Genomic DNA, 15,527 nt, shown 5'->3' with positions numbered 1-15,527 from the left:
TGTGCGCGGAATCGGAACCTCGATAACCGATCCGATTCCACGCACCGGCCGCACCTGTGTAGCGGTCACGCAGCGATGGTGTCGGCCGCGCTTAGAACTTGTAGCTGGCTTCCAGCGCATAGCGACGACCGAACACCTGATAGCCACCGTCGTCCTGATTGGCCAGACGGTTGGGCTTGTTGTCGGTGTAGGCGCGCAGCGGTTCGTTGGTGAGGTTGCCGGCCTGGAAGCGGAAGCTGAGCTGCTTGCTGTACTGCCAGTTCAGACTCAGATCCACCGTGCCTTCGCTCTGCAAGCGCGCAAGACGCGCGGCATTCCAGCCGTACACCACGGTGTAGGGGCTGTGGTACTTGTAACCCACACGCGCCTCGAAGCTGCCGTTGCTGTACCACAGATCGAAGGTGCCGGTCTTGCGCGCCAGGCCGCTCAGCGGCAACGGATTGTCGACCGGCGAGAATTCCTTGAGGTTGGAATCGACCAGCGAGAAGTTGGAATAGACGCCGAAGTTTTCCATGTGCGGGATGAAGTAGAACGGCGTCTGGAAGGTGAGCTCCACACCGTTGATATGCCCGCCGCCGCCATTGAACGGCGCGCTGACCAGGTAATCCAGGCCGTTGATCACTTCGCGGTCGGTGCGGTAGCCGATGCTGGAATCCACTTCCTTGCGGTAGACCGCAATCGCCGCGAGCGCTTCCTTGTGGAAGTACCATTCGTAGGAGACATCGACCTGGGTGGCCTTGAACGGATCCAGCTGCGGGTTGCCGCCGCTGCCGGTGAGCTGGCCGACGGTGACATTGGGGTCGTCCAGGCGACGGCCGGTGCGCAGCTCGTCCAGCGGCGGACGCGCGATGACCTTGGCCACCGCAAACCGCAGGATGCGCTGATCGTCGATCAGGAAGTTGACGGTGGCGCTGGGCAGGACGTCGGTGTATTCCTTGCTGTCTGTGCTGGCCTGCACGGTGTTGCCGACCGAATCGAAGCCGTCGCTGGTGGTCTTGGTATTGACCAGGCGCACGCCGATATTGCCGGTGACATCGGTGCCGAATACCTGCGAGCTGAACACCGCTTTGGCGAAGGCCTCGCGCACGTCTTCCTTGACGTTCCAGTGGTCGAGCAGCTGCTCGTCGAGCGTGGCCGGATCGAAACCGCCGAAGCCGATCTCGGCGATGGCGTCCATGTTGCCGCCGGTCAGCGTGGGCACGTTCAAGTCCGGCATGGTCACCGGATAGATCAGGCCCTGATACGCCGAAATCGGTTGGTCGTAGCCGGATTGATTGCTGATGAAGCGGCGGTTCTGCTTTTCGCGACGCGCGGCGCGTGCGCCGAATTCCAGCGAGGTGAACGGGCCGGCATCGACCGCGCGGCTGGCGTTGAGCGCGAGTGCGGCAATCTTGTCGCGCAGCGCCTGCGGCTCGGTCTGGCCGGCGATGCCGTATTCGGGCGTGTCCGAGCTGGTGCTGATGGTGGGGGTGACGCTGCGGCGGAAATCGAACGAGACGGTGTCCGGATTGCTGCCGAAGCGCACGGCCTGCCAGGTGTTGTCGCGCTTGGCCTGCGAGAACGACAGGTCGCTGCCCAGCGTCCACACATCGCCGCTCCACTTGGCGTTCAAACCACCGGCGGTGAGCGTCTTGACCTCGTTGTAGTGGCTGACCACATGGTCGACCTGCAGGTTCGAGTTGGCCAACGTACCGGCGACCACATCGCCATCGACGATGGTGTAGGACGAGCCCGGCGTGGTGTACGGGTTGGCACCGGTGGAGAACGTGCTGAAAGCCAGGCCGTTGAACCAGTTCTGCAACTGGTCTTCGTCGATTTCGATCCGCGAATACAGGCCGTCGAACTTCAACTCGAAGTTGCCCGAGCGCCATTGCACCGTGCCCATCGCACCGGTGCGGGTCTGGTCGGTCAGCTTGAGCTGGTCGGCCGCGCCGAATGGCGTGGGATCCACGGTGCCGTCGCCATCCACATCGCGCGAGGTGGTGGCATCGGTATAGCCCCAGCTGCCGATCGAGGAGTTGGAGTTCTTCTGCTTCTGATAGGTGGCGCCCAGCGCAACCGCCAGGTTGTCGTTGATCTTGTGCACCCAGCTGGCGCCGAAGCGGTTGCCCCACGGGGTGTAGCCGTCCACGTCCTTGGCATGGTCGTAGAACACCGGGCCGGCGGTGCCGACAAAGCCCGGGCCGGTATAGTCAAGCGGGCTGATGGTGGAGATGTCCACCGTTGCGGCAAGGCCACCGGCCACCAGGTCCGCCGACTGGGTCTTGTAGACCTTGACGGTGGAGACGATCTCGGTGGGAAACACTTCCCAGCGCACCGCGCGATTGGGTTCGGAGGAGGCGATTTCGCGCCCGTTGACGGTGCCCATGGTCATGCGCGGGCCAAGGCCGCGCACGGTGGCCAGGCTCTCGTTGCCGCGGTCGCGGGTGCCGTTGACGCCGGGCAGGCGCACCAGCGCTTCGGCCACGGTGACGTTGGGCATCTGGCCCATGTTGTCGGCCGAGATCACTTCCATGACGTGATCGGACATCTGCTTGGCTTGCACTGCCTGATTCAGGCTGGCGCGCTGGCCGATCACGGTGATGTTGTCGAGCGTGACCGGTGGCGGCGCGGCGGCGCTGTCGCTGGCCGGCGCTGCGGCAGGCGCAGGCGCGCTGTCCTGTGCGTGCGCACTGAACGCGCTGGCCAGAACGAAGGCGATGGTGGTGCAGAGGACGTCGCGCGCAGGGGTGCGGCGCAGGCGCCGGCTGGCCGAGTGGCCGGTGTGGTGAACGGGCATCGTTTGATCCCTCCCAGGACAAAGTTACCGAATGGAGATGGTGGCCGTTGCTGCGGCCGTCTGGCGCAAGGGGCGCTTCTGGCGCATCCGCGCGGGCATGACTGAGGTGGTGCGTTGCTGCGGTTGAAGCCAAGTGTGCGGTTGCGCGACGCTGCAACAATCATCGAGTCGATCGCGTTGGCGTCCCCCTGTCCTGCATGTGTCCGCTTCAGGGTAGAAGCGCAAGCCATTCCATTCCAATGAAGCATTTTGCGTGAGCTATCTCACGTTGGAATGCTGCAGTGCAGCGATAGCGAATGGCCCGTCACAGTTGCGGCGTAAGTGGCGACACGGCCACCAAAGGTTGCACTGGAGCGCATGCGCAGCCTTGTCTGCTGCCTAGCGCGCGCTGGCAGGCAATCGAGGCAATGCCGGGAACGCGCGTTGCACGCAGTCGCTGCGCTCGCAGGTCAGGCAACCCGGGCCGATCGGCACCGCGTCGTCCACCGCATTCAGGTCCCAGCCGCGCGCATACACCAGTTGATCGGCATGGCGCAGGTCGCAGCCCATCGCTAATGCAAAGGTCTTGCGCGGGCGGCCGTAACCGGGCGCGCCGCTGCTGACCTGGCGCGCAAGCCAGAAATAGCGCCGGCCATCGGGCATGCGCGCGATCTGGGTGAGGATGCGGTCGGGCTGATTGAAGGCTTCGTAGACGATCCACAGCGGGCAGGCGCCGCCGACATGCGAGAAGTGGAAGTCGGTGGCCGAGTGACGTTTGGACACATTGCCGGCGCGGTCCACCCGCATGAAGAAGATCGGCAGCCCGGCCGCACCGCGCCGCTGCAAGGTGCTGAGCCGGTGGCAGACCGCCTCGAAGCCCACATCGAAACGATCGGCCAGCCATTCGATGTCGTAGCGGCAGGCCTGCGCGCTGTGCAGAAATTCGCCATACGGCATCACCAGGGCGCCGGCGAAATAGTTCGACAAACCAATGCGCGACAACGCGATGCGCTCGGCATCTTCGAATCCGGCATCGGCAATGCGCGCCTCCAGCAGCGGCGCACACTCCAGCAACGCCAACTGCGCCGCCATCTGGAAGGCCTGTTGGCCGGGGCGCAGATGCGCAGGCAGCCACAGCACGCGCGCCTGCGCATCCACGCTGCGTTTGTCGCTGAGCAGGTCGGTGGCGTCCTGCACCAACAAGCCGTGGCGATCGGCCAGGCGTTGGCGCAGCCGCAGCGCAAGGTTGTCCGGGGTCAGCCCGAGTTCGGCATACAGCGCTTCGGCGCGCTCATCCAGTTCGGGCAGGTAGTTGTGCGCGCGATTGAAGTAATCGCGTACCTGCTCGCCGGGCGACAGCGAGGGCAGTGCGGCGTGGTCGGCACCGATCTGCAGTTCCAGTGCGGCATTGCGCTCGAGCAGATGCCGATGGGCGCGGTGCAGATCCAGCAGTGCCTGCGCCACCTGCGGCAGATTGCCGGTGAGCACGCGCAGCTCGGCGGCCGACAGGCTATGGCCCAGGCTGCGCAGCGATTCGTCCAAGGGTTCCGCCAGCGCGGCGGGGTCGTCTAGGTCCAGCAGGCCTTCGAGGTCGCCCAGCGTGGCCTTGAGCCGCTGCTGGATCGCCAGCGTCAACGGCCGCTGGTTGCGCTCGATCTGGTTGAGATAGCTCGGCGACAACGCCAGCCGGCGTGCCAGTTCGGCCTGGGTCAGGCCATGGCGCTGGCGCAGCCGCTGCAGGCGCAGGCCGAGCTGGTGGCGCAGAGGTGGCTGCGTGTGTGGCATTCGCAAGATTCGCAAAATTGTGCCGCCAGCTTAGCGCGATTAAGCAATTGGCGGCTGGGAATGCCGGCGAGGGGTGCGAACAATGCGAAGCATCTGTATCGACCCTTCCGCGAGCGAACCTGCAATGAGCGAATCCGTCCCCCGCGTGTCCCTGTTGATCGATGGCGAATTTGTGATTTCCGACAGTTCGCACTGGCAGGACGTGGTCAACCCGGCCGACCAGTCGGTGCTGGCGCAGGTGCCGTTCGCCACCACCGGCGAAGTGGACGCGGCCGTGGCTGCCGCCAGGCAGGCCTTCGTGAGCTGGCGCAAGACCCCGATCGGTACACGCGCACGTGTCTTCCTCAAGTACCAGCAGCTGATCCGCGAACACATGCCCGAGCTGGCCGCGCTGCTCAGCGCCGAGCAGGGCAAGACCCTGGCCGATGCCGAAGGCGATGTGTTCCGCGGGCTGGAGGTGGTGGAGCACGCTGCAGCGATCGGCAATCTGCAGCTGGGCGAACTAGCCAACAACGTCGCCAACGGCGTGGACACCTACAGCCTGCTGCAGCCGCTTGGCGTGTGCGCCGGCATCACCCCGTTCAACTTCCCGGCGATGATCCCGCTGTGGATGTTTCCGATGGCCATCGCCACCGGCAACACCTTCGTGCTCAAGCCGTCCGAGCAGGACCCGATGGTGACCATGCGCCTGGTGGAGCTCGCGCTGGAAGCCGGCATTCCCAGGGGCGTGCTCAACGTGGTGCACGGCGGCGAAGAGGTGGTCAACGCGCTGTGCGACCACCCCGAGATCAAGGCGCTGTCGTTCGTCGGCTCCACCAGGGTGGGCACGCACGTCTATCGCCGCGCGTCGCTGGCCGGCAAGCGCGTGCAATGCATGATGGGCGCCAAGAATCACGCCGTGGTGCTGCCGGACGCCAATAAAGAACAGACCCTCAACGCGATGGTCGGTGCCGCCTTTGGTGCCGCCGGCCAGCGTTGCATGGCGGCCTCCACGCTGGTGCTGGTGGGCGAGGCCCAGCAATGGATTCCGGCGCTGGTTGCCAAGGCCAAGACCTTGAAGCTGGGTGCGGGCAATGCGCCGGGCACCGACGTGGGCCCGCTGATTTCCTGCGCCGCACGCGAGCGTGTGGAGAGCCTGATCGCCTCCGGCGTGGAGCAGGGCGCCACGCTGGAACTGGACGGTCGCAGCCCGAGCGTGCCGGGGTTCGCGCAAGGCAACTTCGTCGGCCCGACGATCTTCTCCGGCGTCACGCCGGGCATGCGCATCTACGACGAAGAAATCTTCGGGCCCGTGCTGGTGATCCTGGGCGCAGACACGCTGGACGATGCGATTGCGCTGGTCAACGCCAATCCCAACGGCAACGGTACCGCGTTGTTCACCCAGTCCGGTGCTGCCGCGCGCCGTTTCCAGGAAGACATCGACGTGGGCCAGGTCGGCATCAACGTGCCGATCCCGGTGCCGGTACCGCTGTTTTCGTTCACCGGCTCGCGCGCCTCCAAGCTCGGCGACCTGGGCCCGTACGGCAAGCAGGTGGTGATGTTCTACACCCAGACCAAGACCGTCACCGCGCGCTGGTTCGACGACGAAACGCTGGGCCACGGCGTCAACACCACCATCTCTCTCAAATAATCGGTCGACCGCCATGAACGCAGCCATCCATCTACCGGCCGATGCCGCCGATTTGAACGACGAACAGCAAGCCTTTCGCGCCGCCGCACGCGATTTCGCCGACAAGGAACTCGCACCGCACGCCGCGCGCTGGGATGCGGAAAGCTACTTTCCGCGCGAGGCGATCGCCAAGGCGGCGGAGCTGGGATTTTGCGGGCTGTACACCGATGAAGGCGTGGGCGGCCTGGGCATGCGCCGGCTCGATGCGGCGGTGGTGTTCGAAGAACTCGCCACGGTCGATCCGTCCACCTCGGCCTTCATCAGCATCCACAACATGGCCACTTGGTTGATCGCCAGTTACGGCAACGACACGGTGCGCGCGCAGTGGGGCGAGGCGATGACCAGCGGTACCAAGCTGGGCTCGTATTGCCTGACCGAGCCTGGTGCAGGATCGGATGCGGCATCGCTCAAGACCCGTGCACAACGCGACGGCGACAGCTATGTGCTCAACGGCAGCAAGGCCTTCATTTCCGGCGCCGGTGCCACCGATGTGCTGGTGGTGATGGCCCGCACCGGCGAAGACGGCGCTCGCGGCATCAGTGCCTTCGTGGTGCCTGCCGATGCGCCCGGCATCGGCTACGGCCGCAAGGAAGAAAAGATGGGTTGGAACAGCCAGCCCACGCGCGGTGTGAGCTTCGAGAACGTGCGCATCCCGGCCGACAATCTACTAGGCAAGGAAGGCGAGGGCTTCAAGATGGCGATGAAGGCGCTCGACGGTGGCCGCATCAATATCGCGGCGTGTTCGCTGGGCGCGGCGCAAGGCGCACTGGATGCAGCCCGCCGCTACATGGGCGAGCGCCGCCAGTTCGGCAAAAAGTTGGCCGATTTCCAGGCGCTGCAATTCAAGCTGGCCGATATGGCCACCCAACTGGTGGCCGCGCGGCAGATGGTGCACACCGCCGCGCGCAAGCTCGATGCCGGCAGTCACGATGCCACCGTGTGGTGCGCAATGGCCAAGCGCTTCGCCACCGACGCCGGCTTTGCCATCTGCGACGACGCACTGCAGATCCACGGCGGTTACGGCTATATCCGCGAGTACCCGATCGAACGCCTGCTGCGCGACAGCCGCGTGCATCGCATTCTGGAAGGCACCAACGAGGTGATGCGCATGATCATTGCGCGGCACCTGCTCAACGGCGAGGAGGAACTGCGATGAGCGATTGGGAAGGACGCACGCATACTGGCCTGCAGGTCGAGCGCGATGGGCATGTCGCCATCGTCACGTTGAGCAACCCGCCGGCCAACACCTGGACCGTGCAGAGTCTGGCTGCCTTGCGCGACCTGATGCATGCATTGGATGCCGACCGCAGCGTGTATGCGTTGGTGATCACCGGCGAGGGCGAAAAGTTCTTCAGCGCCGGTGCCGACCTCAAGCAGTTTGCCGATGGCGACAAGGCCGCTGCACGCGAGGCCGCGCGTCGCTTCGGCGAAGCGTTCGAGGCGTTGAGCGCCTTCCGTGGCGTGTCGATTGCCGCCATCAACGGCTATGCCATGGGCGGTGGTCTGGAATGCGCGCTGGCCTGCGACCTGCGCATTGCCGAGCAGCAGGCGCATCTGGCGCTGCCGGAAGCCAGCGTCGGTTTGCTGCCGTGCGCGGGTGGCACCCAGAACCTGCCGCGCCTGGTCGGCGAGGGCTGGGCCAAGCGCATGATCCTGCTGGGCGAGCGTATCGATGCCGCCACCGCGCACCGTATCGGCCTGGTGGAAGAGGTGGTGGACAAGGGCGAATCGCGCGCGCTGGCAGTTGCATGGGCGCAGCGTGCCGGCAAGCAGAGCCCGGTGAGCGTGGCGGCCTGCAAGCGCCTGGTGCAATCCACCCGCCATGGCACGCACGCTGCGGCCTTGGTTGCCGAGCGCGAAGCCTTTGTCGATCTGTTTGAGCAAGCCGATCAGGCCGAGGGCGTCGCGGCATTTCTTGAGAAGCGCGCGCCGCAGTGGAGCAATGGCTGATGGTGGATGTCAACGCAACTGAAGAGGCACCGGTGCTGTTCGAGCAACGCGATTGCGCTGATGGGCATCGCATCGGCATCGCCACCTTGAATTCGCCCAAGACGCTCAACGGCCTGTCGTTGCAGATGACGCGCCTGCTGGATGCGCAGCTGCGCGTCTGGGCCGACGATGCGCAGATTGCCTGCGTGGTGTTGCGTGGTACCGGCGAGAAAGCGTTCTGCGCGGGCGGCGATCTGCATGGTCTGTACCAGAGCATGCGCGCGCATCGCGAGGCGGTGCCGGATGCGCAGGAACGCGTCGCGCAACCGCAAGGCAATGCGCACGCCGCTGCGTTCTTCGAAGAAGAATATCGGCTCGACCATCGTATCCATACCTATCCCAAGCCGCTGCTGTGTTGGGGCCACGGCATCGTCATGGGCGGCGGCATCGGCCTGATGTCCGGCGCCAGCCATCGCGTGGTCACCGAGCGCGCGCGTCTGGCGATGCCGGAGATCAGCGTCGGCCTGTTTCCCGATGTCGGTGGCAGTTGGTTGTTGCGCCGTGTGCCGCACGGCGCCGGATTGTTTCTGGCACTGACCGGTGCCCCATTGGATGCCAGCGACGCAATCTACGCGGGGCTGGCGGATGTGCGCCTGGAGCACACGCAATATGCCGCCGTGCTGGATGCTTTGAGCGCGCACGCCTGGACGGGCAATGTGCAGGACGACCGCGGCCAACTCAGTGCGTTTTTGCACGGCATTGCGCAAGCTCTGGAGCCCGGCCCCTTGCAAGTGCATGCGGCCTTGATCGAGCAACTGGTGGCGGGCGACACGCTGGAAGAGGTGGTCGCTGCGATCCTGGCACTGCAAAGCGAAGACGCCTGGTTGCAAGCGGCGCGCGCAACGCTGGCAGCTGGCGCGCCCAGTTCCGCGCGACTGGCCTGGGAGCTGCAACGTCATCCGGCTACAAGCACCCTGGCCGATACCTTCCGCACCGAATACGTGGCGGCGCTGCATGTCGCCGCACACGGCGACTTTGCCGAAGGCATCCGCGCGCTGCTGATCGACAAGGACCGCCAGCCGCAATGGCAACCGGCCTCGCTGGAAGAAGCGGATAAGCAGTGGGCTGCTGCATTCTTTCATTCCCCCTGGCCGGCCGCAGAGCACCCGCTTGCCGATCTTGCTGTACGTGAAGTCGGTGAACGCTGAGTGGCTGGCAACTGCGGTTGATCGCTAGCGCAACGCGCACGCGGCGGGGGATTCGCAAGGTTCGCATTGGCGCCGACAAGCCTGAAGTTTGCGATGGTCGCCTTGCGATCCAGCCGCCCGTCCATGACCGTACTAACTATTGATGATCGTTCTAACCTGGAAACCGACACCATGAGCAAGATCGCCTTTATCGGCCTGGGCAATATGGGCGGGCCGATGGCTGCAAACCTGATCAAGGCTGGGCACCAGCTACGCGTCTTCGATCTGGTGCCTGCCGCACTGGACGCCGCCGCAGCAGCCGGTGCGCATGCCGCCGGCTCGGCGCACGACACCTTGGCCGATGCCGAGATCGTGATCTCGATGCTGCCGGCCAGCCGCCATGTCGAAGGCCTGTACTTCGGGGAGGCCGGCATTCTGGCGCAGATTCCCGCAGGTGCCTTGGTCATCGATTGCAGCACTATCGCGCCGGTCACCGCGCGCAAGGTCGCCGCCGCAGCGCAGGCGCGTGGCTTGGCAATGCTGGACGCGCCGGTTTCTGGCGGTACCGCGGGCGCGGCGGCCGGCACGCTGACCTTCATCGTCGGCGGTGCAGCCGAGACGCTTGAGCGCGCCCGCCCAGTGCTGCAGGCCATGGGCAAGAACATCTTCCACGTCGGCGACAACGGTGCCGGCCAGGTCGCCAAACTGTGCAACAACATGGCGCTGGGCGTGATCATGGCGGCCACCGGCGAGGCGCTGGCGCTGGGCGTCGCGCAGGGGCTGGACCCGGCGGTGCTGTCGCAGATGATGGCGGTCAGCACCGGGCGCAGCTGGGCCACCGAAGTCTGCAATCCCTGGCCGGGCGTGCTGCCCAATGCACCGGCCTCGCGCGGCTACAGCGGCGGCTTCGGCAACGATCTGATGCTCAAGGATCTGGGGCTGGTCACTGAGTCCGCAGTGCAGGCGGGCGTGTCGATTCCGCTCGGCGAGCTGGCACGCAATCTGTACGCGATGAACAGCCAGGCCGGTAACGGTGCGCTGGATTTTTCCAGCGTGATCAAGTTGGTTGCCAAGGTCTGAGAGTGGCTAGTAGAGCTACTACGCCCACCACCAGGTGGGCGTCGCCGGCGTTGTAACTCGTATCCGTTTTGATAGGTGATCGAACGGGTATGCGTCGGGTGCAGAGCGGATGATTTGCGGCTTGGCTGCGCGGCCCTTGCCCGCTCACCATCGCGGGACACGCCGCAAGTACGTCCGTGTAGGCTCTTACGCGGCATCCATGCCGCGTAAGGTCCTGCGACGGTGAGCGGGCAAGGACCAGTCGAGAGTGTCGGTGTGCATGGTTGCAAGCAGGGCAAGTAGTGCGGCCGTCCGATGTGCGGTCTGATCGGCTCCTCTCGATCCGAGCAATGTCACTGCCACTAAGGCAGTGTGGCCACACGTTGCCGCCATCGCTGCGGCGTTCGAGAGCTTTTGTTAGCTGCTCCAAGTTGCCACCCGGCCTGTGGGCAATAAGGCACATCACTGCGCCCGCGTGATGTGATGTCATCACGCGCAGGTGTAATAGTCTCCGCCATCGCGTGCGCCTAAGGTGCGCGGATCGCACGAGGCCACCGCATCCATGGGACACGACCACAACCACGCACCTAGCGACATCCGCCACGAGAAACCGTTGTGGTGGGCTCTCGCGCTGACCGCCACTTTCCTGTTGGCGGAGGTCATCGGCGCGTTCATCACCAACAGCCTGGCGCTGCTGTCCGACGCCGCGCATATGGCCACCGACACCGTGGGTTTGATGATCGCTCTGGTCGCGGTGCGGTTGAGCCGACGCCCTGCCGATGCGCGTCGCACCTATGGCTATGTGCGTCTGGAGGCGCTAGGCGCGCTGGCCAATGGCGCGCTGTTGTTCGCAGTCGGCGCCTACATCCTGTGGGAAGCGGCGCAACGCTTTCGCGCGCCGCAGGATATTTCCTCCAGCGGCATGCTGTGGATCGCCGGCTTCGGCCTGGTGATCAACTTGATCGCGATGAAGCTGTTGCACGCCGGCAGCGGCGAGAGTCTCAACGTCAAGGGTGCCTATCTGGAGGTCTGGAGCGACATGCTCGGCTCGGTGGCGGTGATCATCGGCGCGCTGCTGATCCGCTGGACAGGCTGGCAGTGGATCGACCCGGTGCTGGCTGTGCTAATCGGCCTGTGGGTGCTGCCGCGCACCTGGGTGCTGTTGCGCGAAGCGATTAATGTATTGCTGGAAGGCGTGCCCAAAGGCATCGACCTGCCTCAGGTGCAGCAAGCGCTGAGCAGTTATCCCGGCGTCGAAGACGTCCACGATCTGCACGTCTGGGCGCTGGCCTCCAGCACTCCCGCACTCACCGCACACGTGGTGGTCAGCGAAACCACCGACCGCGACCGCCTGCGCGAGGCGCTTGGCGAACTCCTGCACGAGCGCTTCGAGATCACCCACGTCACCCTGCAGGTGGAAAGCGGCGACTGCGGCACCGAGCCGTGCGGGACGCAAAGCGTGTCGAAAGGCGCTGCGGAGCACGATCACCAGGGGCACGCGCACTCTCACAGCGGCCACTCGCATTGATGTTTTGTTGCAGGGCGTAAGCATCCTGAAGCGGCGCCGCTGGCAGGTCGTCGCTCACAGCAGCGTGTGCAGGTCGCGCACAGGCAAGGTGCTACGTAGCAGCCTGGCTGTTGCGATGCCGCTCAAGCCGTATGATCGAGCCGGGGAACGCTGACAGGCTGCGGGTGTCATGGCGGTACAGATCGAACAGACCAACGAACAGATCGCTGCGCTGATCGCCGAGGCAGGTGCCGCGGCATCGGCGGGGCAATGGCAACAGGCCGAGCAGTTATGGGCACAGGTGCGTCAATTGGCGCCTGCGCATCCGCAAGCCTTGTATAGCCTGGGCGTGCACGCCTATCAGCGGGGCGACACAACGGCAGCGTTGGAGTATCTGAGCGGCGCACGCGCAAGCAGCCCAGGCGACCCGATGATCGTGCTGACCATTGCGGTGGTGAAGCAGGCGCAGGGCGATCTGGATGGCGAGTGGCAGGCCATCAGTACCGCCTTGGCGCTGGATGCCTACTTCCTGCCCGGCCTGCTGGCCAAGGCGGCGTTTCTGCAAGCGCGCGGTCGCCCACGTGCGGCCGCCGCGGTCTATCGCGATGCTTTGAAAGTGGCACCGCCAGAACCGCAATGGCCGGCGGTGTTGCGCCGCAAGCTAGCCCTTGCCAAGCAAGCAGTGGAACAGGACACGCTGGAACTGGAAACCCAGTTGCGGACCTTGCTTGCGAGCCCAAGTGCAGCGGTTGATGCAGCGCTACAGGGGCGCTGGGACGAGGCCGCAGCGATCGCCTGCGGGCGCAGTCGCCCCTTCCATTCCCAATCCAACCGCCTGTATGTGCCGCGATTGCCGGCCTTGCCGTTTCATGCAACGGATGCCTTCCCGTGGATCGATGCGGTGCAGGACCAGACCGACGCAATCGCTCAGGAGTTGCATGCGGTCATGCACGACGATCAACGCGGATTCGCCCCTTATATCGCCTACGCGCCTGATCAGCCGGTCAATCAATGGAAAGACCTCAATCATTCGCCTGCGTGGAGTTCCTATCCGCTCTGGGCCCATGGCAAGCCGGTGCAGGAGCATCTCGTGCGGTGTCCCGCCACTGCAGCCGCATTATCATTGGTCGACGCCGCGCAGATCGACGGCGTGTGTCCCAACGCGATGTTTTCGGTACTGGCGCCGCAGACGGTGATTCCGCCGCACCATGGCGAAACCAATGCGCGTCTGGTGGCGCATCTGCCGTTGATCGTGCCGGAGGGCTGCAGTTTTCGCGTGGGGTATGACTGGCGGCGCTGGGAGGTCGGCAAGGTGCTGGTGTTCGACGACTCGATCGAGCATGAGGCGCGCAACGAGAGTTCTCGGGTGCGCGTGGTACTGATCTTCGATATCTGGAACCCGCTGCTGACCCAGGAAGAGCGCGGCATGGTCAATGCCATGGAGACCGCCATCGCGCGCCACCGCGCTGGTTGAAGACGGCTAGGTTCAATCGGCAAGCGTCATGCCGGCTTGGGCAAGCGCGGCGCGCAGAGGAGCAAGTTGCGCAGCGTAGTGTCGCCAGCGCCCAGACGCATCCGCATGCAAGGGGCGACGCACCTGCCAGTAGCTGGCGGTTCTCACTGCTCCGCCTGCAAGGTGAAAGTCCAGGCAGCCTGGTTCCCACGGCAACTGCAGAAAGTCCATCAAGGCGCGCAAGGTCGGTTCTGGCGCGGCGACGAATGCGTCATAGTCGAAGGTATGGATGCTGTCCGGATACAGCGATAGCCAGTGCCCCATCAACCGTTGATAGTGCGCATAGAAATGGCCGATATCCTCCAGCCGACCCGCATAGCCAAACCCGTGCGGATTGAGCTGATGCATGAAGATCGACAGCCCGTTGTCCAGCGGATGGCGACGCGTGTGCACGATCCTGGCGGCAGGAAACAGCTGCTTGATCAAACCGATCAGCTGGAAATTATCCGGTCGTTTGTCGGTGATATAGCGCAGGCGTGCCTGCTCGGGAACGGCAGCTGCCACACGTTGCCGATAGCGTGTTGCCAACTGCGCCAGGGTTTGAGCGGGCAGCGCATGTGCGGCTTGCGGAAACGGCGACAGCGACTGTGCCACCAGTCGTGGCAGCGCATCCAGTTCACCGCCCGCCGCAATGCGGGGATGGCGCGATAAGGCCTGTTCGATCAAGGTGGAGCCGGAGCGGAACATGCCGCAGATAAACAGCGGCGACACCGCGTCGTGCTCAGCAACCTGCGGCAGCGGGGTGGTCGCGTCACCGGCTGCGGCAAATACCTGCGCGATGTGGTCGAAATGCTGTTGTGTCCGGAGCGGGTCGTAGCGCCTTGCCTGTGCATGAGCATGACGATTGCCGGCGCTTGCTGCATCGAAAGCGCGTGCGTGCAGACCGAGACGGTCGTAGGCGTGGGCAAGCGCATGCAGCACGCTGGCGACAAGCTCCGGATCCTGGTCGGGTGCCGAGACTGCCTGCCCGAGTGTGAGCAGGCGTATGTCCTCGGCGTGAGTAGGCGGATTCAGATGCAGCAGGCGTGCAGTGGCTTGCAGTTGCAGCGCGTGCGTAGTGGCGTCGGTATCGACAAGAGCGACAAGTCGGCAATAGGCCGCAATCGCCTGATCGCGTGCGCCCAGTTCCTCGTGCAGATTGCCCAGATTGAGCAGCGCCGGAGCGTAGTCGGGCCGGAAGCGCAGCGCCAGGTCGAGTTCGCGCAGCGCCGCCGCCTCCTGATGGAGATGGTCGCTATAAAGCGCGGCGCGATTGAGGTGGATCTGCTCGGGCGCTGTTGCGCCACAGACCAATGCCTGCGCATAAGCGTCCAGCGCACCGGACGCATTGCCGGTCCGGCGTAACAAGTACCCCAGGTTGTACCAGGCATCGGCCGAGCGCGGCTGCGTCTGCAGCACGCGCTGATACGCCACGATCGCCTGCTGCAACTGGCCCTGCTGCAGTAGTTGTGCGGCCTGCTGCAAAGACATGTTCAAGGCGTAATCCTGCGAGGAGGTGCGTCAGTTCAGACTCGCAGCTTAGAGGGCGCTTGCAGCCTCTTCAATCGATGCCAGGCAAAACAGCGCCGGCCTGTCTCTCCACCGCCGTCCGGTTGCCTTGTATGCTCAGGCGCAACCGACGATTGAAGATGCGCAAATGCACAAGCGGAGACTGTGTGGGCTGGCAATCATGTGCTGCACGTGGGGTGTGGTGGCTCAGGAGACTCCAACGCATCGATGCGCGTCGGTACTGGAGCCATTGCCGCGGCTGGCCTGCTACGACGCCAGCTTCCCGCCAGCGCAGGCCGTACGGGCCGCAGAAGCCAGCAGGGGCGTGCGCGAGTTTGGTCATAGCGCAGACGAAGTATCTGCTGCTGCTGCGGCGAGACGGTCCTCGCCTGCGCAACTGAGCGCAACAGTGCTTGCAGTGACCTATCAGGCAGATGGCACCCGCATGGTGTCTCTTGATACGCACCAGCGCTGGGCATTGACAGAAGCAAGCAGCCGCGGCCATTTGGCCGAAGGTGATGTGATAGTGCTTCGCAAGGCGGCAATGGGCAGCTACATGCTGGTGACCGCTGCCGGCGTGGCGCTGCGCGCGCGTCGTATCGACTAGCCAGATGACCGGCCACAGTGCACCA

The 15,527-nt window shown here is 64.8% G+C and carries 11 protein-coding genes; 8 read left to right on the top strand and 3 right to left on the bottom strand.

The genetic code is table 11. From position 1 onward, the window contains the following. Positions 1-91: 91 nt before the first annotated feature. Together AC1PLU_RS15850 and AC1PLU_RS15845 are read right to left on the bottom strand one after the other, a co-directional pair. Entirely contained in the window at positions 92-2,779 is a 2,688-nt protein-coding gene (locus AC1PLU_RS15850; protein WP_481106718.1) for a TonB-dependent receptor, read from the bottom strand. 378 nt (positions 2,780-3,157) lie between these two features. Next, entirely contained in the window at positions 3,158-4,543 is a 1,386-nt protein-coding gene (locus AC1PLU_RS15845; protein ID WP_481106717.1) for a helix-turn-helix domain-containing protein, read from the bottom strand. A 124-nt stretch (positions 4,544-4,667) separates the two neighbouring features. Between AC1PLU_RS15845 and AC1PLU_RS15840 the strand changes: the two genes are divergently transcribed. The 7 genes from AC1PLU_RS15840 (at position 4,668) to AC1PLU_RS15810 (ending at position 13,368) form a co-directional block, all read left to right on the top strand. After that, positions 4,668-6,173: a CoA-acylating methylmalonate-semialdehyde dehydrogenase gene (locus AC1PLU_RS15840; protein ID WP_481106716.1), complete on the top strand. Its 1,506-nt coding sequence runs from the start codon at positions 4,668-4,670 to the stop codon at positions 6,171-6,173. A 13-nt stretch (positions 6,174-6,186) separates the two neighbouring features. Continuing rightward, positions 6,187-7,368 carry an acyl-CoA dehydrogenase family protein gene (locus AC1PLU_RS15835; RefSeq protein WP_481106715.1) on the top strand — a complete coding sequence of 394 codons (1,182 nt, stop codon included), beginning with the start codon at positions 6,187-6,189 and terminating at the stop codon, positions 7,366-7,368. After that, complete coding sequence (locus tag AC1PLU_RS15830) at positions 7,365-8,162, top strand: enoyl-CoA hydratase (protein ID WP_481106714.1); 798 nt, start codon at positions 7,365-7,367, stop codon at positions 8,160-8,162. The genes AC1PLU_RS15835 and AC1PLU_RS15830 overlap by 4 nt, the downstream gene beginning before the upstream one ends. Next, on the top strand, positions 8,147-9,349 hold the full coding sequence (locus AC1PLU_RS15825) for an enoyl-CoA hydratase/isomerase family protein (RefSeq protein ID WP_481106713.1): 1,203 nt from the start codon (positions 8,147-8,149) through the stop codon (positions 9,347-9,349). The genes AC1PLU_RS15830 and AC1PLU_RS15825 overlap by 16 nt, the downstream gene beginning before the upstream one ends. 156 nt (positions 9,350-9,505) lie before the next feature. Next, positions 9,506-10,408, top strand: coding sequence for a 3-hydroxyisobutyrate dehydrogenase (gene mmsB, locus AC1PLU_RS15820; protein WP_481108534.1), 903 nt, complete (start codon positions 9,506-9,508; stop codon positions 10,406-10,408). Positions 10,409-10,949: 541 nt separating this feature from the next. Beyond that, positions 10,950-11,915: a cation diffusion facilitator family transporter gene (locus tag AC1PLU_RS15815; RefSeq protein ID WP_481095029.1), complete on the top strand. Its 966-nt coding sequence runs from the start codon at positions 10,950-10,952 to the stop codon at positions 11,913-11,915. 169 nt (positions 11,916-12,084) lie between these two features. Continuing rightward, positions 12,085-13,368, top strand: coding sequence for an aspartyl/asparaginyl beta-hydroxylase domain-containing protein (locus AC1PLU_RS15810; RefSeq protein ID WP_481106712.1), 1,284 nt, complete (start codon positions 12,085-12,087; stop codon positions 13,366-13,368). A 12-nt stretch (positions 13,369-13,380) separates the two neighbouring features. Here the strand turns inward: AC1PLU_RS15810 and AC1PLU_RS15805 are convergent, their stop codons facing one another. Then, entirely contained in the window at positions 13,381-14,883 is a 1,503-nt protein-coding gene (locus AC1PLU_RS15805; RefSeq protein WP_481095027.1) for a sulfotransferase family protein, read from the bottom strand. A gap of 160 nt (positions 14,884-15,043) precedes the next feature. Here AC1PLU_RS15805 and AC1PLU_RS15800 point away from each other — a divergent pair, with 160 nt between their 5' ends. Beyond that, positions 15,044-15,502, top strand: a complete 459-nt coding sequence (locus AC1PLU_RS15800; RefSeq protein ID WP_481108533.1) for a hypothetical protein — start codon at positions 15,044-15,046, stop codon at positions 15,500-15,502. Positions 15,503-15,527: the final 25 nt, after the last annotated feature.

The organism is Xanthomonas sp. NCPPB 2933 (assembly GCF_056725225.1).
Note: the sequence above shows the minus strand (reverse complement) of the source record. Positions and strands in the feature narration are given on the sequence as shown.